Source organism: Coleofasciculus sp. E2-BRE-01 (assembly GCF_040221695.1).
GTDB lineage: Bacteria > Cyanobacteriota > Cyanobacteriia > Cyanobacteriales > Coleofasciculaceae > Coleofasciculus.
In genome coordinates, this window is record NZ_JAVKEA010000200.1 from 81,570 (window position 1) to 104,485 (window position 22,916).

Annotated in this window: 16 protein-coding genes; 2 read left to right on the forward strand and 14 right to left on the reverse strand. The window is 43.8% G+C overall.

Translation table 11 applies throughout. The features are described 5' to 3' along the window. Positions 1 to 135: 135 nt before the first annotated feature. The 10 genes from RIG66_RS25620 to RIG66_RS25665 form a co-directional block, all read right to left on the reverse strand. On the reverse strand, positions 136 to 345 hold the full coding sequence (locus RIG66_RS25620) for a glycine zipper family protein (protein ID WP_446381637.1): 210 nt from the start codon (positions 343 to 345) through the stop codon (positions 136 to 138). 85 nt (positions 346 to 430) lie between these two features. Next, the gene (locus tag RIG66_RS25625) at positions 431 to 3,355 is read right to left on the reverse strand and encodes a response regulator (RefSeq protein WP_446381639.1); all 2,925 of its coding nucleotides are present in this window, start codon (positions 3,353 to 3,355) and stop codon (positions 431 to 433) included. A 135-nt stretch (positions 3,356 to 3,490) separates the two neighbouring features. Then, the gene (locus tag RIG66_RS25630; protein WP_446381641.1) at positions 3,491 to 4,675 is read right to left on the reverse strand and encodes a SpoIIE family protein phosphatase; all 1,185 of its coding nucleotides are present in this window, start codon (positions 4,673 to 4,675) and stop codon (positions 3,491 to 3,493) included. Between the two features lie 14 nt (positions 4,676 to 4,689). Then, the gene (locus RIG66_RS25635) at positions 4,690 to 5,073 is read right to left on the reverse strand and encodes a response regulator (protein ID WP_446381869.1); all 384 of its coding nucleotides are present in this window, start codon (positions 5,071 to 5,073) and stop codon (positions 4,690 to 4,692) included. A gap of 251 nt (positions 5,074 to 5,324) precedes the next feature. Then, complete coding sequence (locus RIG66_RS25640) at positions 5,325 to 10,799, reverse strand: trifunctional serine/threonine-protein kinase/ATP-binding protein/sensor histidine kinase (protein ID WP_446381643.1); 5,475 nt, start codon at positions 10,797 to 10,799, stop codon at positions 5,325 to 5,327. 112 nt (positions 10,800 to 10,911) lie between these two features. After that, complete coding sequence (locus RIG66_RS25645) at positions 10,912 to 12,003, reverse strand: amidohydrolase family protein (protein ID WP_446381645.1); 1,092 nt, start codon at positions 12,001 to 12,003, stop codon at positions 10,912 to 10,914. A 199-nt stretch (positions 12,004 to 12,202) separates the two neighbouring features. Continuing rightward, positions 12,203 to 12,763 (reverse strand): hypothetical protein, encoded by a 561-nt coding sequence (locus tag RIG66_RS25650; protein WP_446381647.1) that lies wholly within the window; start codon positions 12,761 to 12,763, stop codon positions 12,203 to 12,205. 182 nt (positions 12,764 to 12,945) lie between these two features. Then, on the reverse strand, positions 12,946 to 15,234 hold the full coding sequence (locus tag RIG66_RS25655) for a TOMM precursor leader peptide-binding protein (RefSeq protein ID WP_446381649.1): 2,289 nt from the start codon (positions 15,232 to 15,234) through the stop codon (positions 12,946 to 12,948). A 403-nt stretch (positions 15,235 to 15,637) separates the two neighbouring features. Beyond that, on the reverse strand, positions 15,638 to 16,774 hold the full coding sequence (locus RIG66_RS25660; protein ID WP_446381651.1) for a sensor histidine kinase: 1,137 nt from the start codon (positions 16,772 to 16,774) through the stop codon (positions 15,638 to 15,640). Positions 16,775 to 17,054: 280 nt separating this feature from the next. Next, positions 17,055 to 17,765: a response regulator gene (locus RIG66_RS25665; protein WP_446381653.1), complete on the reverse strand. Its 711-nt coding sequence runs from the start codon at positions 17,763 to 17,765 to the stop codon at positions 17,055 to 17,057. Between the two features lie 398 nt (positions 17,766 to 18,163). On the opposite strand from RIG66_RS25665, the gene RIG66_RS25670 reads away from it, so the two are divergent. After that, positions 18,164 to 19,000 carry an Rpn family recombination-promoting nuclease/putative transposase gene (locus tag RIG66_RS25670; protein ID WP_446381655.1) on the forward strand — a complete coding sequence of 279 codons (837 nt, stop codon included), beginning with the start codon at positions 18,164 to 18,166 and terminating at the stop codon, positions 18,998 to 19,000. Between the two features lie 284 nt (positions 19,001 to 19,284). Here the strand turns inward: RIG66_RS25670 and RIG66_RS25675 are convergent, their stop codons facing one another. Continuing rightward, entirely contained in the window at positions 19,285 to 20,190 is a 906-nt protein-coding gene (locus tag RIG66_RS25675) for a CoB--CoM heterodisulfide reductase iron-sulfur subunit B family protein (protein WP_446381657.1), read from the reverse strand. Between the two features lie 129 nt (positions 20,191 to 20,319). Here RIG66_RS25675 and RIG66_RS25680 point away from each other — a divergent pair, with 129 nt between their 5' ends. After that, positions 20,320 to 20,514: a hypothetical protein gene (locus RIG66_RS25680; RefSeq protein WP_446381659.1), complete on the forward strand. Its 195-nt coding sequence runs from the start codon at positions 20,320 to 20,322 to the stop codon at positions 20,512 to 20,514. Between the two features lie 437 nt (positions 20,515 to 20,951). On the opposite strand, the gene RIG66_RS25685 is transcribed toward RIG66_RS25680, so the two are convergent. From RIG66_RS25685 to RIG66_RS25695, 3 genes are read right to left on the reverse strand one after another with little or no spacing between them, the layout of a single operon-like run. Then, on the reverse strand, positions 20,952 to 21,080 hold the full coding sequence (locus RIG66_RS25685) for a hypothetical protein (RefSeq protein ID WP_446381661.1): 129 nt from the start codon (positions 21,078 to 21,080) through the stop codon (positions 20,952 to 20,954). Further along, positions 21,067 to 22,206 carry a DegT/DnrJ/EryC1/StrS family aminotransferase gene (locus RIG66_RS25690; protein WP_446381663.1) on the reverse strand — a complete coding sequence of 380 codons (1,140 nt, stop codon included), beginning with the start codon at positions 22,204 to 22,206 and terminating at the stop codon, positions 21,067 to 21,069. Before RIG66_RS25690 ends, RIG66_RS25685 begins: the two co-directional genes overlap by 14 nt. A 46-nt stretch (positions 22,207 to 22,252) precedes the next feature. Further along, positions 22,253 to 22,849 carry a sugar transferase gene (locus tag RIG66_RS25695; RefSeq protein ID WP_446381665.1) on the reverse strand — a complete coding sequence of 199 codons (597 nt, stop codon included), beginning with the start codon at positions 22,847 to 22,849 and terminating at the stop codon, positions 22,253 to 22,255. Positions 22,850 to 22,916: the final 67 nt, after the last annotated feature.

A 22,916-nucleotide genomic window follows, 5' to 3' on the forward strand; every position in this document is an offset into this window, starting at 1 on the left:
TGGGTGGACAAAATTCAATTTAACGGTTGAGATTAGATTATACATAAAGGCGGGTTTTGTTTTTCCGTTATTGGTGAGGCAGGGCGGGTTTTGTTTTTCCGTTATTGGTGAGGCAGGGCGGGTTTTGTTGTTCCGTTATCGGTGAGGCAGGGCGGGTTTTGTTGTTCCGTTATCGGTGAGGCAGGGCGGGTTTTGTTTTTCAGTTATTGGTGGATAGCTGTCTTTAGTCCCTAAACCCGCCCCTACAATTGTCCCTAAACCCGCCCCTACAATTGTCCCTAAACCCGCCCCTACGATTGTCCCTAAACCCGCCCCTACAGTCCCTAAACCCGCCCCTACATTCAAAACTCACGCGCCATGCCCTCGAAGGTCGTGAAGGGTTCTGCTCAGAATGACAGATTCTACCTTAGACTGCAACTTGGTATTAACGCTATTGTGGTCGTGTCCTTTTACAAAGTTTAATGTAATTAAGCGCCGCTCTATCGCGCCAATTAATTGCTACAATATGTTCAAATATTTTCAAGGCTACATCAATTTTATTTTGATTAAAATTAACGATTCCTGCTTCAAATGTGGTTTTAGTATTTTCTTTGAATTGGATAATATACTCCGGTTCTGCATCAAAAACTTCAAAGACTGGAACCAAATGTTTTTTGCCTTTAACCTGTACCTGACCGATAAATCGATAGTGATACTGACTTTGATCCTCTAAACAAAACAAAGTATAACCACTAATTAAAATTGATGCCCCGTAGATTTTGGTCAAATCTTCTAAGCGTGACGCTAGGTTAACCGTATCAGAAATTACTGTAGTTTCCATGCGTTGCTGTTCGCCAATGGTTCCTAGCATCAAACTGCCTGTATGTAAGCCAATGCCAATGGTAATCGAGGGATACCCTGCTTTTTCGCGATCGCGGTTATAGCGTGTCACTTGTTTTTGGATTTCAATCGCCGCTTTTAAGCCATCATCAGCAGTCTGGGGAAACAGTGCCATGATTGCGTCGCCAATGTATTTATCAATAAATCCCTGATGCTTACGGATAATTGGTCCCACTTGTTTTAAATAAGAATTGAGAAAGTTAAAATTCTCCTGGGGAGACATACTTTCTGATAGAGTCGTAAAGTTGCGAATATCCGCAAACATAATCGACATATCCTGCTGCACCTGATCCCCCAACCGCACATCCACAATGCTTTCATAGCCCAAAAAGCGGAGAAATTCCTGGGGAACAAAGCGCCCATACGATCTATTGATATTCGATAGATGTAGGTGAGTCTTAATCCGGGCAATCAGTTCATGCTTGGAAATCGGTTTAGTTAAATAATCATTCGCTCCCAGACTCAACCCTTCCACTAAATCTGAGACTTGTTCCTTCGCCGTCAACATAATAATTGGCACCTCAGTGGCTGGGAAGCGTTGGCGGATTTTTTGGCAGACTTCGTAGCCTGACATTTTGGGCATCATAATATCTAGAATCACCAGATCTGGTTTAAATCCCTGCTCAATTTTAGCTAAAGCTTCCATCCCACTGGTAGCTTGAACAATGGCATAATTGTGTACAGATAAGTGATTAGTCACCACCTGCAAATTAATCGGTTCATCGTCCACCACTAAAATCGTGAACTCGCCAGTTTTAGACATCAGGGGCAACGGTTCACTGGGAAAAGGATTGCTATAGTCCCGCACTTTAGTGATGTCCGTCCTGTATTCTGATGAAGATGCAATCGGTTGGGAACTGAGGGGAAGTGTGAAAATAAATCGCGACCCTTGACCCAATTCTGACTCAACTCGAATGGTTCCGCCGTGAAGTTCAATCAGTTGTTTGGTAATACTTAATCCTAATCCTGTCCCCCTAGAGGGATGGGAAACCGAGGCATTAAGTTGTTCAAAGGATTTAAAAATATCCTCGAATTTATCCGGGGCAATACCAATCCCCGTATCCGCCACCGTTATTTCTGCCATATTTTGCTGCTGGGTGGCTGACACGGTAATAGAACCTGATTCGGTAAACTTAATTGCATTTCCCACTAGATTGTACATGATTTGTTGCAACCGATTCTCGTCGCCATCAATGCCAGGGAAATCTGTGGAGATTTCATTGTTTAATTCAAGAGATTTACCCTGAATCAGGGGGCGAGATAGGGTAAGTACCACTTCCGTGATTTGGCGAAAGTCCACCGATTTGCGGTGTAATTCGATATCGTGGTTTTTCAGTTTGGCGAAATCCAAAATATCATTAATTAGGCTTTGCAGGCGCTTCCCACTAGAAACAACCATTGCCAGATTCGCGATTTGCACTGGAGATAGGGAACCCGCCGCCCCGTCGATGAGGGATTCAGTAATACCAATAATGCCATTCAGGGGAGTCCGTAGTTCGTGGGAGGTATTGGCTAAAAACTCATCCTTGAGTTGGTCTAGGCGCTGCAACGCCGCATTTTGTTGTTCTAAGGCTTGGGTAAACTGAATCCGTTCTGCTTCAGCTTGCTTGTGGAGACTGATATCTTGAAAAGCTGCGATCGCGTAAACAATTTCACCCTGTTCATTATAGATGGGAGTTGCCCAGACTTCCAAGGGAATCACTTGATCCCCACGATGAATTTCTAGATTATCCACAGTGACTTGTTCCCCCTGTAAGGCTCGCACGATGGGGTTTTCCTCGGTGGGGTAGAGTTGATTGGTTCCCGCGACGTAGATTTTATAAGCTTGGGACAACTCTTCAACCGTTATACCAGGTATCATCCCTTTTCCGACAAGTTGTTGCGCCCGTTGGTTTGCATAGTGGGATTGACCCTCAGCATCAACGACAAATAAGCCTACGGGTACAGCTTCTAGAAATTGTGCCAACTGTCTTTCACTCGCCCGTAACGCCTCTTGGATGCGCTTGCGCTCAATGACTTCTTGGCGTAGATTTTCTAATAAGTCGGCTTGTGCCTGCTGTGCCAAATACTCCTGCTGTTGCGCGGCTTTGAGCTGTTGCACATGGTTTAGGGTTTTATGGGTGGTAATGTCTAAATCTTGGAAATCAATGGGTTTAGTCAGGAAGTCAAAGGCGCCCAGATTCATGGCTTTGCGGATATTTTCCATATCCCCATAGGCAGAAAGAATCACAGCTTTAGTGGTGGGATAATCTTGGGCGAGGTGTGTCAGCAAGGTTAACCCATCCATTTCGGGCATATTAATATCGGTTAAAACCATATCAATATCCGGTTCAGCTTGCAGTTTTTCCAAAGCATCTACACCATTCTGGGCGAAAATAAACAGGAGTTCCTGACGCCGAATTTTTTTTCTAAACTTCTGGCGGATTAGGAGTTTTAAATCAGGTTCATCATCGACAACCAGTATTTTTGCTGGCATTGTTTTTGCCTGATAAGGATGGACTCTAGAGACGCTGGCGGAGATGGGGGAGTTATCAGTTATCCTGTGGACTGTTAACGGTTAACTGTTCCCTGACAAATGACCAATGACAAATGACCAATGACAAATAACCAATCACTGCTGCTTAAGAATAAGTAAGGTAATATCATCATGAACTTTCTGGTTTCCAATATGCTGCCACACTTGGTCAATCACTGCCTGTTTAATCTCACAGGCTGACTTGTGCCAGTTGTTGCTTAAGACTTGACACAGCCGTTCTAGTCCATATTGCACCCCATTGATATCTTCGGCTTCAGTAATCCCGTCGGTGTAAAGGACAACTCCATCACCGGGATACAATTTTACGGTTGCTTCCGCCACAAAGTCGGCAATCGCCTCTGCCAAACCAATGGGGAACCCCAAATCAATCGTATCAATTCGCTCAATCCTACCCTCAGAGCGTAGCACAATCATTTGTTCATGTTGTCCACTCACCGTTAGAGTCCCCTGATGATAGTCAATTAAGGCGAGGCTTAAGGTCTTATCGCAGCGCATTCGGTGCAGGTTGTGGTAAATCGTTTGGTTGAGGGTACTTAAAAAATTAACCGCGTTTGTCTCATTATTCACCAGCAATGTCCGCACCGCTGTTTGTACCATCAGCATCAGGACACCACTGGCTAACCCATGACCGGTGATATCGCCGATGCCAATTTTCACCTTGCCATTGTGTTGCAGTACGTCGTAATAGTCTCCCCCGACTTCATCTGCTGGTTGCATATACCCAGCGATATCGAGTCCCTGAATTTGACGCAGTTCTGTCTCTGTAGGCAACAGCATTTGTTGCAGTCGTCGGGTAATATCGAGTTCGGTGCTAAGGCGGAGGTTTTCGGCTTCTAAACGCTTGAGATAATTTTCTTGGGCTAATGCTTGTTTGATTTGCTGAACGTGCTGAAGGGTTTTGTAGGTGGTAATTTCTAAGTCTTGAAAATCAATGGGTTTGGTGAGAAAGTCAAATGCCCCTAAATTCATCGCCGCTCGAATATTGTCCATATCTCCATAGGCGGACAAAATCACGGCTTTAATCATAGGATAGTCCGCCGCCAGTTTCATTAGCAAGGCTAACCCATCCATGTTGGGCATATTAATATCGGTTAAAACCATATCAATATCAGAGTCAGCCTGTAGCTTTTCCAGGGCGTGCAAACCATTACAGGCAAAACTAAACTGGAGTTCTTGTCGCCGAATCTTTTTTCTAAATTTTTGACGGATTAGGGGTTCTATGTCGGGTTCATCATCGACCACCAGTATTTTGGCTGGCATTGGTTTTCAGTCTGCTAATTTGTGGATAAATTAAATATTTTTTCTTTGAGTTGGTCAAAGTCAACGGGTTTATGAATATAATCATCGGCTCCGTATTCTTGGGAAAGGCGATAGTTTTCGTCGTCGCCGTAAGCCGTAATCATAAAAACTTTTAAGTTGGGAAATTTTGTTTTGATTGTTTTAAGTAATTCTAAGCCGTTTATCTCCGGCATATTAATATCTGAAAGAATCAAGACAACACAATTTTGTTTTTTGCTTTCCATTTCAAGATAGTAGAGGGCTTCCTTGGCTGAGAAAGCAAAATTAAATTCAATTTTGCCTTGTCTGATCTCTTTTCTAAATCGTTGTCTAAACAACAGCAAAACATCTTTTTCATCATCGACTACCATGACTTTCATCATTTTTACCTCTCAATCAATATGGATTAAGATAAGCTGTTCGGCATTAAACCCTTAACGTCAAGAATTACGAAATTCTTGTCTGTCTTGGGATCATCTTGATCGTGACTAAACATCTTGCTCACGACCTCTACCCACTTTAAATACATAACAGCTTAAAGGCTGAGAGTAAAGGACAACCTGAATTAATTATAGGGTAGTTTGGGTTCGTAGTCAGGGCTTTAGCCCTTCAAGACGCGCCATGGCTAGACTTATCGCGGCAAAATCAGCTTAAACTCGGTATACTCGCCCAATTCAGTGGCTACTTTAATCTCCCCTTGATGCTCTCCCACAATGATATCGTGACTAATGGATAATCCCAAACCTGTTCCTTGACCAGTGGGTTTGGTGGTAAAGAAGGGGTTGAATATTTTATCTTGGATTTCTGCTGGGATGCCATTGCCATTATCTCGGATACAGATTTCAATGGTATCGCCTAGATTTTGAGTGGTAACGGAGAGTGTGGGGGGAAATCCTGCGCCAATGGCTTTTTTCTTGTCATGGGCAGCATAACAGGCATTATTGATGACATTGAGAAAGACTCGACTAATATTCTGTGGCACAATATTAACTTGACCAATGGTAGGGTCATAGTGGGTTTCAATCGTGATATTGAACGAGGAGTCTTTGGCACGCATACCGTGATAGGCTAGATTAACATATTCTGCTAGAAGTGTGTTGATATCGGTGAGTTGGCGTTCGTTCCCTTGACCCCGTGAATGCATCAGCATCCCGCGCACAATATTGTCGGCGCGTTTGCCATGTTCGTTAATTTTTTTCACGTTTTGCCCCAAGTCACTGAGAATTTCTTCGATGTATTCGGTGCTTTCGGGATCTAATCGTTCTTTTTGACTGTCGAGTTCTTCTAAGAGTTCTTCGGTTAACTCAGCCGATAGTTCGGCGAAGTTATTGACAAAGTTTAAGGGATTTTTAATTTCATGGGCAATCCCGGCGGTTAATGCACCGAGGGAGGCTAGTTTTTCTTGGGCGATAATTTGAACTTGGGTGGCTTTTAGTTTTTTCAAGGTGACGGAGAGTTCCTGGTTTTTCTCTTGGAGTTCCTGGGTTCTTTCATCAACTTTAATTTCCAGATTACGGCTATAGGCTTCGAGTTGTTGGTAGAGGCGGGAGTTTTCGATGGAGATAGCGGCTTGGGCGGACAGAATTTTTAAGGTTTCGACTCGTTCGGGTGTAAAGGCGTCGGTGGTGAGGTTGTTTTCTAAGTAAAGAATACCTATCAGTTTGCCTTGATTGAGGAGGGGGGTACAGAGGATGGATTTGGGGTGAGTGGTGACGATATAGGAATCGCGGGTAAATTGTCCTTCATGGGTGGCGTCATTGAGGACAACATTTTCCTTGGTGTGGATGACGTAGTTAATGATAGCGGTTGACAGTAGGGGCAATTGGGTGTCAGGATCAACAGCATCTACAGGACGCGATCGCAAAATATTAACGGCTTCTGAATCCACGATACCTTCGGCTTCAATTACCCATTCCCCTGGCTCACTCTCTGGCTCAATTTGGGATTGTAAAATCAGAAACCCTTTTTGTGCGCCAGCATTCTCTATGGCAATATTCATCAGTTTAGCCAGTACCTTATCCAGCAGAATTTCACTGGTGAGGGTTTGCGAGGCTTTCATCACCGTTGACAAATCCAAGGCTTGAGCACTACTCCCCGATGTAGAAATTCGGGTGCTAATCCCTTTACTTTCAGTTCGATGGGTTGCACCAACTAAAATTTGCGGATAGTCTGCTTCCAAGGCTTTAACTTTAGCTTTAGCACCCCAGCGCGTGTAGCAATGGTGGGCGTTTTTTAGGTAGAGTTGACCGATTTCGTCTCTACCTAGGCAGAAATAGAACTCCGCCGCACGTTCATAAGCAATGGCTTCTTCGTGGATAAACCCCTGTTCCCTAGCCCCACGAATCGCGCGATCGTAAAGTTTCATTGCTTGGGTTTGTTTACCCAAAACTCGCGACTTTTCGGCTGCTACTAAATCATATTTGTGCTGATAATTTTCCGGGCAATAAGCTGCCCATTTTTTCAGACGCCTTTGATTTATGTTAACTTTATTAATTAATTCTTTTTTGTCTAAACTCTTGTTTTTAATATATAACCCAAAATTGCCCATTGACTCGTAAAAATTAAGCTGAACGAGGGCTATCATTCCAGCAGCAGAACTGGCGTAGGATTGACCTAAGCTAATGTTTTTAATGACCTGCTCATAATGTTTAAACAAAAAAGACAATAGTGCTTTATTGGCATACAAATGACATAATGTACAGTAATTCTTGCCTTCTATTAATCTAGGGATAGATTGGGTTTCATTAAAAGCCGTGCCACTTAAATGTAATTTCTCTACAGAGGTATTGAGTAAATTTAATACAGTTTGATGAAAAACCTGGGAATATTGTATAGAGTATACTAGCTTTAACTTGATCATTAATTCAGTATACTTTGCTGTCTGTTGCTCCACTTCATCCAAATTGTTGCCAATAAAGAACAAATTGGCACAATAGGAATTTGCCGCCATGCCAGCATACTCCAAATCCCCATGTTCTAATCCGGTATTTAAGCCCTCTCGTAAGGGTTTTATTGTTGTTCTAGTGTGTTCTTTCCAATGTTTAACCTGAGTATTATAGATTAAAGGAACTCTTGCTGTAAATTGCTGGGCATTAAACTTTTCCAGTAACTGCAAAGACAACTGACCAAAATAATAAGCATCTTCTTGATAACCTTCGACTCCAGATAGATACAGAGCATAGTTAATATAACCCCCCACAGCCAAACTAGAATTTCCATACTTGACACAAAGAGTTGCTAGACTATGGGCAACCATCGCAAACAAGGGCGGATTAGTAATATAAGTAGGCGAAGCGATCGCAAGTAAGATTCTCATTGCTGCAAGTTTATCAGCAGCCGTCATTTCGGGTAGATTAGCTAAGTCTTTGATCGGCTTATCACTTAAAAGTAACTTGAATGCATTATGTTCTTTTTTTATTCGGCTTTGGCTTGGTTTTTGAGGTAAAACTATTCCCAGTTTCATTAAAATCTCAAGTCCTGTATTTATCGCTGACTGGAATTGTAGTTGCGAGTAGTAGGATTGAAGCTTTATTTCATACATCTTAACTTGATCAATCAGGGTTTTGGTATGTTTCAGAACAACCGCAGAAAGCTTTTCCGCTTGTTCAAATTGCGTACTTAGATATTGAGCTTTAATCGTTTCTATATGCAGTTCCAGTGTTAAGTCATACTTATGCTCCCAGCTATCTGAGGAGAGGAGGTCTACCCCTATCTTTAGGTACCGAACAGCCGATTCATAAGCTGTTGCTTCTCTGGCTTTCTTCCCAGCTATCAGGTTTAATTGAGCCAACTCATCTCTGGCTGACTGCTCGCTAATTAATTCGGCTCCGATATTTAACTGGTTAACAATGTCGAAAATATTTTCATCGAGTTCATTTTCTTTAACATTCGCTAGCAATAATTGACCAATTTTGAGATGAACTTCTTTTTTCTGGTTATCGGGGATCAGAGCGTAAGCAGCTTGTTGAACTCGGTCATGCAAAAATTTATACAAGATAGAATATTTCTGATCAGGAAAGAGAGAGGGGGCTGGTTGACCAGAATCAATTAACTCGGTTTCTTTCTGCCAAAGCAAGGGGATTTTGTAGTCATCACTTAACGGAATAATTAACCCTTCTTGTATAGCTGACAACAGTTCGTTAGCCGTGTCTGACAAAGATTTGGCGTTGACGACAGAGAGAACATCCAAATTAAATCGGTTGCCAATACAGGCTGCCAATTTCAACACATTTTGTGTTTGAGGATCTAGCCTTTTAATTTTCCTGACCATTAATTCAACAACATTGTCAGTTATGGCTACAGTTTGGATCTGGTTGATATCCCAATGCCAACACCCTGTACTCTGATCGAATGAAATTATTTTTTCTTGATATAAATTTTCAAGTAACTGGGTAACAAAAAACGGATTCCCATGCGTCTTTTTAAAGATTAAATCAGCCAAAGGTTGGGATACATCTCTTGAGCAGTTTAACGTATCAGCAATCAATTGGTTAACACAGTCTATTTTTAAGGGCTGAAGAGTAATGGTATTCACATTTGTATTAGTCTTTCGAATTTGCTCCAAGGTGAGCATCAAAGGATGTGTGCCACTGACTTCATTATCTCGATATGCCCCAATCATGAGTAGATATTGGATATCGGGTTCAGTCATGAACAACTGAATTAACTTCAAAGAAGCCAAATCTGCCCACTGTAAATCGTCCATAAAAAGAACTAAAGGATGTTCTTTTTTAGTAAAAACGCCAATAAAATTTTTAAAGACTAAATTAAATCGATTTTGAGACTCAGTTGAACCCAGTTGTGGCACGGGTGGCTGTTTACCAATAATTATTTCAACTTCAGGAATAACATCAATAATGACATTCCCATTGTTTCCCAGTGCAGCTAACAGGTATTGCTTCCAAGTTTGCAGACGCGCTTCACTTTCTGCCAGCAATTGTCGAATCAATTCTTGGAAAGCCTGAATGATAGAAGCATAGGGGATATTCCGCTTAAACTGGTCAAATTTACCGGAAATAAAATACCCATGCTGTCGCACGATAGGTTTATGAATTTCATTCACTAAAGCTGACTTGCCAATACCTGAATAGCCAGCAACAAGCATCATCTGAGTCGTACCTTGGCTCACTTGAGTAAAAGTTTCTATCAGTGGCTTGATTTCTGTTTCCCTACCATAGAGTTTTTGCGGGATTTTAAACTTATCTGAAATATCTTGCTGACCGAGAGTGAACTCTAAAATCGTTCCTTGAGTTTGTAATTGACTTAAACAGGTTTCTAAATCGGCTTTTAGCCCCCAAGTACTTTGATAGCGATCCTCTGCCGTTTTTGCCATCAGTTTCATGACGATATCAGAAACCGTTTTAGGAATCTCGTTGATCCCCCTACTCTCCAGTTCACTTGCTCCTCCTCTCAAGCGATGAGGTGGGATCGGTTGTTTAGCGATATGACAATGCACCAACTCCATCGCATCAGTCGCTTTAAACGGAAGTTGATAGGTGAGAAGTTCGTAGAAAGTAACCCCCAGAGAATAAAAATCAGTGCGGTAATCAATCACCCTATTCATTCTGCCTGTTTGCTCTGGGGAAATATAGGCTAAAGTTCCTTCCAGATGATCCGGATTACGAATGGCTGGATTCTCCCGCGATAAAACAGAAGACATGCCAAAATCGATAATTTTTAATTGTCCTGTTTTTGGGTTATAAACAATATTTGATGGATTAATATCTTTGTGGATGATGTTGGCAGCGTGAATTCCGCCCAAGCCCTCGGTTATTTTTATCGCAATATCGATAAATTCTTTCAGATTCAACTGAAATTCTGCCATCCATTTCTTTAAGGATTCCCCGCCAAAATCTTCCAATAGCATAATCATGCTATTTTGATATCGCTGTAAGTTGTACGATTTAACCACACCCTCCAGATTTAAGGAACGGGTTATTTCATATTCTTGCTTGTATCGATTGAGTTCTGCTGGAGTGGGATAGTCTTCTTTAAGAATCTTAATAATAATGGGTTGATGATTTTGGACGAGAATCGCTCTATAGACTAATGAATTATTGCTTTCGTATATTTTGGCAAGAATTTGATAGTCAGTCGTGAAGTTCATTTTTTTTCAACAGAAGTAATTGTTATTCAGTTGGACTGTTGTTTTATATTTTATATATTACCCAATACATTTTCGTGCTTTTTTCTCTTTTAGCCATAATTCACTAAAATAGCTACAATCCATAAAAACGAACAGGGTTATGCCAAAGAATCTTTCGCACCGTTTCCTCACCCAGTTGTGCCTGAAGTGCCACGGCTCTTTCCACAATATCCTGCTTATGATCCATGTGAGGATAGTCAGAACCAAAGATCAAGTTATCGGCACCAATATCCTGAATAACCCGATCCAGATAAGGCTCAGAAGGCTCAATCGTGATAAAGCACTGGCGACGGAAGTAGTCGGACGGCTTCATTTTAACGTTATTCTTCACTTCCCAACCTAACTCCTCATACTCTTCATCCAGACGCCACAGCCAATAGAGTAACCAACCACAGCCAGATTCGAGAAAGCCAACTCTCAGGTTAGGGTGACGCTCTAACACCCCACCTTCAATCAGCGCTAACAATGCCATCATCTGTTCCATCGGATGAGAGCAGGCGTGCATCCCAAAACGGGTGTTAAAGCGATCCGCGCCAGTGGTTGGTAAACGACTGTGACTACCACTTTCATGAATCCCCACCGCTACCCCTAACGCTTCGCACTCCGTCCAAAATGGCTCGTAGGCGGGATCACTCAGCAGTCGTCCCTTAACGGGGTTGGAGCGCAAAAAAACGGCATTCCAACCAAAGGCTACAACTCGGTGCAATTCAGGAAGCATTTCTTCAGGATCGTGTAAGTTGATTGCTCCCACCCCTTTGAGAATTTGCGGGTTATAGCTACAAAAGTCATGTAACCAATTATTGTAGGCTCTGGTAAATGCTCCAGCCAGTTGCGGTGTCATGCTATCGATTCCCATCACCCACAATCCCAGGCTGGGATAGAGAAATGAGATATCAACTCCCATCTGCATCATTGCCCTAACTTGAGATTCTGAGTCAAAACCATTAGGTATACCCAATGCCGGGTGATTGCGTCCAATATTTTTTACAGCATAGTTGTGAACGTCATTAGAAATTTTGCTGTAAATTTTTTCGCCCTGAATTGTTATATCTGGTGGTGGCGTCAGGGCAAACCGCTTTAACCCAGGATCTAGGTAATTTTGCCAAAGGTCTTGCGGCTCAAATACATGAGCATCTGCATCAATAATTTTATATCCGTTAAGCATAATTTTTGAGTCTTGGATTGGCGGCGATACAGTTACGGTTGTGGAATCCTTATCTCAACTGGGATACTGATGATACGAAATCCCCCATCCTTTGGGCGGGGGATTCGTTGGATTGGAAAATACAGAGCGTTACACCCTTACCACTGTCATGACTAAGTGTATATAGTTTGAACCCTAGGTAAATTTCCGCTGTGTTGCATTAGCAAGATGTCAGTGGGATATAGGGGTAAGGAGGAAAGGGATTTTTGATTAAACCGTCCTCTTCTTCTATTGTTGCCGTTGTCCATTCTTCTATTTGCTCGTAAGTTACCGTAAACTCTCCGAGGGCAGGGCGTGGAGGATAAGGCAAGATCATTGTAAAGTAAGGAGGTGTCTGTGACATAACGGCTTGTGCATTCTCAATTAATTTGCCTTCAAAGGAATTCCAACTAATCTTGAATTCATATAGTTCTATTTCTTCATCATCAAAAATAGACTGTTTCCACAAGCTTGGTTTCTTTCCAGTCAACAACTGCCTCAATTCTGAATCATCATGACCCGTAGCTTGGGTGAATATTTCCCTGATCTGTTTGGCTTGGTCACTATTTAACCATGAGGTAGCAATAAGTTGGGATAGTAATCTACATTTTTTCAGTAACTGGTTGGCAAATGTCTCGTAGTCACAAGGATGTTTTTTAGGTTTTGGGGATAGTGTGGATTTGGCAGTAGTAGATTTCGAGCGATGCCACTCCACTAAGTCTGTTACGTCCCAGTCTTTCATCAGTTAGAATCTCCAATTGTATTTTCGTGGATTACACAAGCGGTAAACGTGATTACACTATTTATTTTTTTACCGAATATTATTAACGACATGGGCTGCAAACTCAACGGTTCTACATCATTCTTAATAAACCAAGTGGCTCATTTTTCAGGATGGGTTATAGCCAATCTAAATCTATGGGATCACATCCACATCGGGAATGGATTCAGTTCATTTTCCCGAAGCGGCGCTTTCAGCCACCCCAATTCTACGGGAACCTGATATAACCGTCCCGAACCCAGCCGTTTCCAAAAGTGGCGCATTCCGGGAACAATCACCTTGACAACCTTGAGTCCAATATCGGGACGAGTCTGATCCAGCACCAGCAGTTCCATCCCCCGATTTTCGACAAGTTGCTGACAGCGAATCACATCATCTTTGAGGTCATCACTCCACACTTGCGGATAATCTGACTGTACCTTTACCGCCATACTCTCATCCGCAACTAAATACGGCTGATTCGCCACCGTTGCCATTTTCCACCAGTCCAGCGCCATCGGATCAGCCCCAGGATTATAGAATGTACTGCCATCAGCATTTGCCCTTAACACCGAAGGAAGAATCTGGTTCACCTCCGTCAACGCCCGTTGAATAGCAATTTTCGGGTCAAAATGAGCGCCATACCCCAAAACGATATCTTCCACCGCGCGATCGCACCGCCGACTAATCGCCGCAAATACAGGAATACTCAAATCACTGGTAATATCCAGCACCCAGAGTTCCCGATGTAGGCTTTGGTAATACTCGTTTAACTGATGAAAATAGGGGTGATCAAAACTCTCTAAATCAACCTTGGGGCGTTGAATCTGGTTATACCACCATAACGCCACACTATCCCGTTCCACTAATTCCATAAACCCTTGCAGGATAGCTTCTTCTATCGTATTCCCAGCGGCACACCCATTAGAATCTGCCCAACATTCCGCTTTTTCGGCTTGGGGATAGCCATAATAACAATAAGCTGTGGGCAGATACTTAAACCCTTGCTCCGTTAACGACCAAACTGGCGTCCATTCTCGCTCTCGTTCCTCATCAAAGGGTTCTGGAACCTTTTGAAACCACCCCACACAGTTACTATTCCAATCCTGACGAGTTTCATATTGACTAGGGCTAAAATTCATACAGCTATTCGGATGAATCGCGCGATCGCCCAGCCTGTGATAACTCCCGTTTTCGCGAATTTCGTCCCCCTGAAACACCCCAGAATAGCGTTCAATCGCCTCACAAAACCCACTCGCTTTTGCTTGAGCATCCGTGCGACCTTTTCCCGCACTGCGACCCCCAAGATTTTGGCGTAACGTGTTGAGATCATCAAACAATGTGGCGAAATGATGCTTGGCGAGATAAGTATGAGTTAAATGATTAACCCCTGTCTCTAACCGAGTCAATTCTCGCACAACACCCGTAATCGGACTCAGGTGATGGTGATAAGTGTTCAGAGTTTCTTCCGGTGAACAATAACGATGTCCGCCATCTGTAGTAAAACTCTTCTTCCGGTGTCCCAGAATAATCGGTAAGGGTTTACGATTCAACGTCTGCGTCAGTCCACAACTGGGACATTGCGGACGCTTAACTAAACGATGATTTCGGGTGTCTAAAGATAAGGTATCGTGAGTAACCAAAACCCCTGTTAACCGTTGATTTTCGCCCTGAACAATCCATTTAAAGAGTTCCGTTGCAGCCATTCCCAAAGCAGTTTGTACGCTAGCCGGAAAAGACGTTAAAGGAATCGGTATCGATGTAGAACGGTGCTGCTGTTTTTGAATAAAGTGTTCTATCGGTCTGTTGTCCCGTAAGCGTTGCGCTAAACAGTGCCAGCAGCCCGTTTTTCCTGGCTCAATAATTGGTCCTAGCCAAACCACCGTCCCCACAGGTTTAACCAGCATCCAGGGATGTTGAGATTGTAAGGCATTTTGATTAAATGCGTCTAAATCAACGTGCAAGTAGTCATCGGTTAAAACGACATCAATATCTCCCTGATCTGCCACTTGAATCTGTAGCGACTCCAGGATAGTTAGGAACTCAGAAGTAGACAGAGAACCCAAACATATTACTGCCACTTTTGTCGTTTGTAATCGCTGGTAAGCCGGCTGAACTTCAACATTTAGCATCTCGCAGAAGCTGGCTAAATGGTCGGGCAATAGAGACTCACTTTCAACAATATATCCCTTCTGTTCCATCTGCATCAGGGCGTGTCGCGCCATGACGCTAGTATTGAGCATCTCTTGAAACGAAATCGTTTCCGCAGATAGATACTGGAGAATTTGATCAATAATGTCCTCAACCGTATGATGCCCATCGATTAACGGCACTAATTGTTGATAGAGATGGCGATTGAGTTGAATCGAACCTCGCTCCGATAACAAAAATACTGTTTCTGGTTCGACTATTTCCACCTGAAAGCATTGTTTAAATCTGGGCTTATTCAGCATATTTATTAAAGATAACTGTGGCTCTTCCGTACTTGGGCATGAACCTACAAATCCGCACCATGAACGCTCAGGATTCGAGGTGTTTACCCATTAACTGCGTTAATTATTAGATGGCGAAATAAATTTTGTCAAGAAATACCTTCTGACACAGGACGTTAAGGAGAGGGCGACCCGAGTAAATTAAGTGAACTAGAGTTGCTAATTAGTGCAAGCGGGTCGCCCCTACACGGAGACTACAGGTATTTTTTTGATCATCTCCAGGGAAATTTATTAACCGGTTTTCCGTTTTATAGCAATCGCCATAGCGGTTAGGACGCATCATTTTGTAGAGACATTGCATGCAACGTCTCTACAACTTAAATGTAGCGAAAGAACTGAATCTCTGTTTACCGTGACATAAAAGTTATGCTAAGGGCAGATAAAACCGAAACGTACTGCCAACCCCTAACTGACTTTCCACCTCAATCTCACCCCCTTGCAATTCCACCAACCGCTTCGAGATAGCTAACCCTATCCCCGTTCCCCCAGTGTGCGGATTGCGCGACTTTTCTGCCCGCCAGAACCGTTCAAACACATGAGGGATATCCTCTGGGGCAATACCCATACCCGTATCGGTTACTGCAATCCATAACCGAGGAATAATACCTTTTCGTCCATCCCGTTCTACCCATACCCTAACCGTAATCGCACCTGTTTGAGTATGTCGAATCGCATTGCCTAAAAGATTTACCAGTACCTGTTCTAATCGGTCACTATCTGCCAAAATTTGTGGTAATTTATCCGGACAATTTAAATGCAATACCGGACCTTCTTCCAACACCTGATCCGCAAACTTTTGTACCAGTGATTCTAACAGGGGACGCACATTTACGGGTTCCACTTTAATCGGCAGATAACCCGCTTCCGCTTTCGATAGTTCCTGTAAATCATTAATTAATCGTTCCAACCGTCGCGTTTCTTTTGCCAACTGCTGATACATCGCAGGCGTTGCGTCCATCCGTTCTGTAGCCAGTTCTTCTAAATAACCCCTTAGTACCGTCAGAGGTGTTCGCAGTTCATGAGTCAAATCACTGACTAAATCTCGCCGCCGCTGTTCCACATCTTCTAAACTCACTGCCATTTGGTTAAAACTGGTGGCGAGTTGATTAATTTCAGGAATTTCACTGGGCGGAAGTCGTTCATCTAGCTTACCCGCTGCAAATTGTTGAGTAATATCTTCGATTTGAGTCAGGGGTTTGACGATGCGACGAGATAACCAATAACTGAGTCCCCCAGCCGCCGTCGTGCCAACAATAACCGACCAAAATGTGCCGCGATTCCAAGCCCTTTGAAATCCTTGTAATAGGGAGGTACGGGCAACGCGAAAGATAACGCCTTTGCCTTCTAATTGTTGCAGATGTAAGATAAAAAAGCGCGGTGAAGAAACTTTACTAATAACTAACAGGGAACCCACGCCGACAATCATCACCAATAAATGGGAGAGAAACAGGCGCGAGACTAAGGGTAAGGATTTGCGGCGGCGTAAACCAGTTTTACTCATGGGGTTCGATAAAATGTGGGCTTTGCTGGCTTGGCTTAAGGCTTAAGTGAAGCCCTGAACTAAAGCCCTGAACTAAAGTTCGGGCTAAAAGCTAAAACCCGTTAAAACGGGTTGAAAGACCCTAGCCTATAGTAATCCCAGATGATTTTGGAGAAAGGATCTGTATCAATCCCTTGCGCTGTTTAGAGTGCTTCTCTATTTTCATTTAGGATTGCTATAGTAGGTAATTCTTCATGAAGAGTCCCTTACAGACGGTCGGATCGCCCGCTTTGGTGTTTCTTTACAGGCTGGGGCTATCTTCAAATTTATAACCAACACCAATAACGGTTTTAACAAAGGTCGGATTACTGGGGTCTGGTTCTATTTTTTTCCGCAATCGGGCGACATGGGTATCAACTACCCGTTCATCGCCAAAGAAGTCATTCCCCCACAGTTTATCAATCAGTTGAGTACGATTCCAAACTCGACCCGGTTGACTGGTAAAGGTTGCTAACAGATTAAATTCTAATGTGGTTAAATCTAGGGGTTCTGATTCCTCAGAATCGAGTTGGCGACTGGCAGTATGTTGATCTACATCCACTGTAAAATGTTGGGTACGATAGACGAGGGACTGTCCACCGTGACGCAAACTACGCCGCAATAACGCCCGGACTCTAGCCACCAATTCGGTAGGGCTAAAAGGTTTGACCAGGTAATCATCGGCACCTGTTGATAGCCCAATTACGCGGTCAATTTCCTCTCCCTTCGCCGTCAGCATTAGAATATAGGGGTCTTTGGGTCCCGGTTTTTGGCGAATTCTGGCGCAAACTTCCAGTCCATCCAATCCAGGTAGCATTAAGTCCAGAATAATCACATCCGGTTGCTGGGTTTGGAAGGCTTGCATGGCGGCTAGTCCATCGCGACAGGAGTAGCAGGTGAATCCTTCCCGTTCTAGGGTAAGTTGGATGAGTTTGGCGATTTCCGCTTCGTCTTCAACGATTAAAATATCCATACAGTATCCTGGCGAGGAGGAAGTATCCTGGCGACTGGAAGTCACAGCTACACAAACAAAGTCCGCCTGCGCGGACTGAATTATAAAGCTGTAGATTGGGTTGAGGAACGAAACCCAACTGACATGCTCCCATAAAGTCCGTCTACGGGGACTAGATTATAAAGGGGGTAGTCAACCCGGATTTAGGCTTAGACGCCGGATTGGGATGGCTTTTGCCTGTGCTTATTTCTACCATACCTCATCCCCATTCATCAGACGACAGCGAGGAAGCCCAAGTTAAATTCATAAATCGTTGTTTTTGTCAATACAAAACGAATAGGATCAGGGCTGATTTTTTCAGCTTATTATATTTTTATCTAAATCGGGTTCAACAAAATTGTTGTTTAGGTGGGAATGCCATGATTTTTATTAATCCTAAGACCGATTTTGCCTTTAAAAAAATATTTGGTTCTGAGCAAAGTAAAGAGATTTTAATTAGTTTTTTAAATGCTCTCCTTTATGAAGCGCGTCCTGTCATTAAAGATTTACAAATCCTTAATCCTTATCTAGCGCCCAGAATACGTGGTGTCAAAGATACTTACCTAGATGTTAAAGCTAAGCTCAAAGACGGCACGACTGTGATTATCGAGATGCAGGTGTTGAATGTGGAGGGATTTGAGAAGCGGATTTTGTACAATGCTGCCAAGGCTTATTCAATTCAACTGGATAGTGGAGAGGATTACAAGCCTTTAGAGCCAGTGATTGCTTTGACGATTACGGATTTTGAGATGTTTGATAGTCTGGAGTCGGCGATTTCGCGGTTTGTTTTGAAGGAAAAAGAATTTCTGGTTGATTATTTAAGTTATGATATCGAGTTGGTCTTTGTGGAATTACCTAAATTTAATAAGAGATTGGAGGAATTAGAGACACTCACCGATAAATGGATTTATTTTATCAAGAATGCCAGGAGTTTGGATAGTGTACCGGAAACTATGGAGGAAGTCCCGGAGATGAAGCAAGCCTTTGCGGTAGCGAATCAAGCGAATCTGAGTCGGGAAGAGTTGGAAGATTTGCAAAAGCGGGAAATGTGGATACATGATCAGCGGAATGCGATTACCAAGGCGGTTAATCAAGCGGTTAAGCAGAAACAAGTAGAAATTGCGCGGCGACTACTGGATGTGTTGGATGAAGAAACGGTTAGTCAAACGACAGGGCTGAGTCTTGAGGTGGTGCAGCAGTTGAGGCGCGATCGCTAAGGTTGAGTAAAGGGCGACCCGACCCCATTGAATGGACTGGTGTTGTGAATTAGGTCAAGCGGGTCGCCCCTACAGCGTTTTCCCAGGTGTTTTGTTCATCCGTTGCGGATGCGATCGCGAATTTAGATCGAATGGCACTCAAATAAGCATTGTGATATCGCCAAAACCTTTGATATACCGTAGGGTGGGTTTCGACTTCGCAAGGGCCCACCAGCATACCAGTCAGTGACATTCAATTTAGATCCCCAACCTTCAAGAAGTCGGGGATCGGCTAGGGGAATGGATTAGAAACCCAATTTCTCTAAAACAGGTTTGGTGGAGACAATATGCTTACTCAACCCCAACTGCTTTGGTGGAATCCCCAGCGCCAAAGCCACCAATTGCGGTAAATGCAATACAGGTAATCCCAGCTTACGCTCAATTACCTTTTCCACTTCCGGTTGACGAGAGTCAAGATTCAGGTGGCACAATGGGCAAGGCGTTACCATACAATCTGCCCCCGCGTCAATGGCTTCTTGGATATTTTTCCCCGCCATTTGGAAGGATTGCTCAGTCGCATAACTGGCAATGGGCCAACCACAACATTGGGTTCGTCCCCGATAATAGACCGGAGTTGCGCCAACGGATCGGAATACATTTTCCATTGATTCGGGGTGAAACGGGTTGTCATAGGGTATGGTGGTTTGTCCTCGGAGCAAATAACAGCCATAGAAGGCGGCACATTTTAACCCGCTTAATTTTCGGGTAACCCGTTCTTGTAAGGCATCTAGTCCATAATCGGTGACTAACGCCCACAGCAAATGCTTGACTTCGCTGTTTCCTTTATAAGGAGAACAACCCTCTTTTTTCAGTAAGCCATTAACTTGATCAATATAGCCCGGATCAGTCTGTTGAAAGTCCTTCAAGCGCTCATCAACATGACCAATAACCCCCTGACAGGTGCTGCAATGGGTTAACAGAGGTAGATTAAGTTCCTCCGCCAAGGCAATATTACGAGCATTTACGGTATCTTCCAGTAATCGGGAATCTTCCTTAAATGTGCCAGAACCACAACAGGAAGCTTTTTTCAGTTCAATCAGTTCAATGCCCAAGGCTTGAGTCAGGGCGGCGGTGGATTGGTACAATTCTCGGCAAGCGCCTTGGGCGACACAACCGGGGAAGTAAGCGTATTTTAGGGTTTGAGATGGCATGGCAGTTAATCTGGATTCTCAGGATCAATTATCCCATTGCTCATCCTAATGGGTAGCGTGGGCAATTTTGGAATTTTTGGTTGAGTAAAGGGCGACCCGATTCCATTGAGTGGATACAGGCGTTGATTGGTGCCGTGCGGGTCGCCCCTAAACGAACTGTTGGGGATCGCCTCCACCCTTGATATACCGCCTTACTTTTCACGGGATCTGGAAAACCTCTCTCCAAACCTCTCTCCTGAAGAGAGAGAAGGCTTTGAATTCTCCCCCTTCCGTGCAAAAAAAAGTGAAAAGTCAGGATATACCGTAGTGGCTTGGCAAGCTTAAAATTGTAGGTAAAGATGATGAAGTTTCATCCGAGCATCTTCGGTTGTGAATTGCCATTTAACTTTCGTATTTTCCTGATTTCGTTCTTCTTGCCAGTGCGCCAATTCGGTTTTTAAAATATCCGCTGTAGCTATCCGCCTATCTAGACATTGCTGGGGAGCAACGTTTCGCGATCGCGAGATAGACCGTAGTGGCGTGACACAGCTAAAATTGTGGAATAGATTTGACGTTTAAACCGGGCGCACGCCATGCGCCCCTACAATTCTAATCCACCAAATAAGGTGTGCCACGCCAGTAGGGTGGGCATTGCCCACCAGCCTTAATCAGTATGCCATTCGACTGAGAACAATGATTTTGCCGACATTATACTGGGAAGCAACGTTTCGCGATCGCGAGATGATGGATTGAGCCTGGAATCACTCGTCTGATTATGTGAGTTAGATCCCCGACTTCTTGAAGAAGTCGGGGATCTGGTAGGGGCGGCGCTCTAAACGATCGCCCTCGTCGCCTGGAGATACATTTCCGCGATCGCGATCGCCATGAGTACCCCAACTAAACTGAACCAACTCCCCAGAGTCCCTTAATTCCATGGATAACTCGCTCTAAGTCTTCCGATGTCAGGTTAGAGCCAGAAGGTAAACACAGACCCCGATTAAATAAATCTTCGGCAACTGCCCCGCCGATACATTCACAACCCGAAAATACAGGTTGAAAGTGTAGGGGCTTCCAAACCGGACGGGCTTCAATTTGCTGTTGAGCAAGGGCAAGGCGGATTTCTTCTCGGTTTGAACCAAAGCGGGTTGGATCAATGGTCAGACAAGTTAACCAGCGGGTGGCACGTCCAAAAGCCGCCTCTGGCATGAATTCAAGTCCTGGGAGGTTGCCTAGTTCCTGTTGGTATACTTCAAAGTTATGTCGTCTGGCAGCAACTCTATCTTTAAGCACTCGCAATTGACCGCGACCAATCCCAGCTAAAATGTTGCTGAGGCGATAGTTGTAGCCGATTTCTGAGTGTTGGTAATGGGGGGCAGGATCACGAGCTTGGGTAGCTAGGAAGCGGGCTTGATCCACTAGGTCTGGGTCATCTGAGACCAGCATACCGCCGCCAGAGGTGGTGATAATTTTATTGCCGTTGAAAGAGTAGATCCCAATTTTGCCAAAGATTCCTGGGGAGCGACCTTTATAGGTGGCTCCCAATGCTTCGGCAGCGTCTTCGATCAGGGGAATTTCGTAGGCGTTACAGGCTTCTAGAATCGGGTCAATATCGGCGCTTTGACCGTAGAGATGAACTAGAATTATAGCTTTGGGCAGTTTGCCTATCTTAGCGCGGTGATCCAGGGCATCCTGCAATAAGTCAGGGTTCATATTCCAGGATACGCGATCGCTATCAATGAAGACAGGTTTCGCGCCTAGGTAGGTAATTGGACTTGCAGAAGCAATAAACGTAAGCGTTGAGCAAAAAACCTCATCCCCAGCCTCAATGCCAATGAGTCGGAGAGCAAGATGCAAAGCAGCCGTACCCGAACTGACAGCAGCGCCATGGCGAGTACCAACAACTTCACAGAATTCTTGCTCGAAGGCGTTAATATGGGGTCCAACCGGGGCAATCCAGTTCGTGTCAAAGGCTTCTTTGACGAATTCTAGCTCCTGGTCACCTATATGAGGCGTTGAAAGGAGAATGGGTCTAGGCACTGTCTAGCTAACTAACTGAGTAATTGAGTAGGGTGAAATCTAAACTCTATTTCGCAAGAGAGAAAGTCTTCCAAATGTAGTATAGGTCTTTTGAGAAAGAGCAATGATCAAGATACTCTAAATTCCTACGAACTTTGTCTGGGTAAATGACTTCATCGTTGTAACGAATAGGGTCATCCACTTGGGCAAGAATCGTTTCCTCGTTACGGTAGGCTAGGGTAGCTGGACCCGTAATTCCAGGTCGCAGCACGAGGAGACGGCGGTAATTCCCCTGTAGCTTGTCAGCATAGCCAGGTACATCGGGTCGTGGACCAACTAAACTCATTTCACCCATAAGCACGTTCCACAGTTGAGGGAGTTCATCCAATTTCCAGCGTCGGATAACTCGTCCAATCGGAGTAATGCGTTGATCGTTAGCGACAGTAATTGAACTTGTGCTTCCTTTTTCCACAGTCATTGTGCGAAACTTTTTAATCCGAAAAATTTTGCCGTTTTTACCTACTCTGTCTTGAGTGAATAGAATCGGACGCCCTGATGTTACCCCGATAAGAAGAGCAATCAGAGCCATTGGTATGGCTAAGATTAAAAGTCCAATTAGAGCCGCTATCAAGTCAACAACTCGCTTCCATAATTTAAAATACATAAATTCACACACAACCTCACACACCATAATTTATGGTACAATTTTTTCCGAAAATAATCAGGAAAAA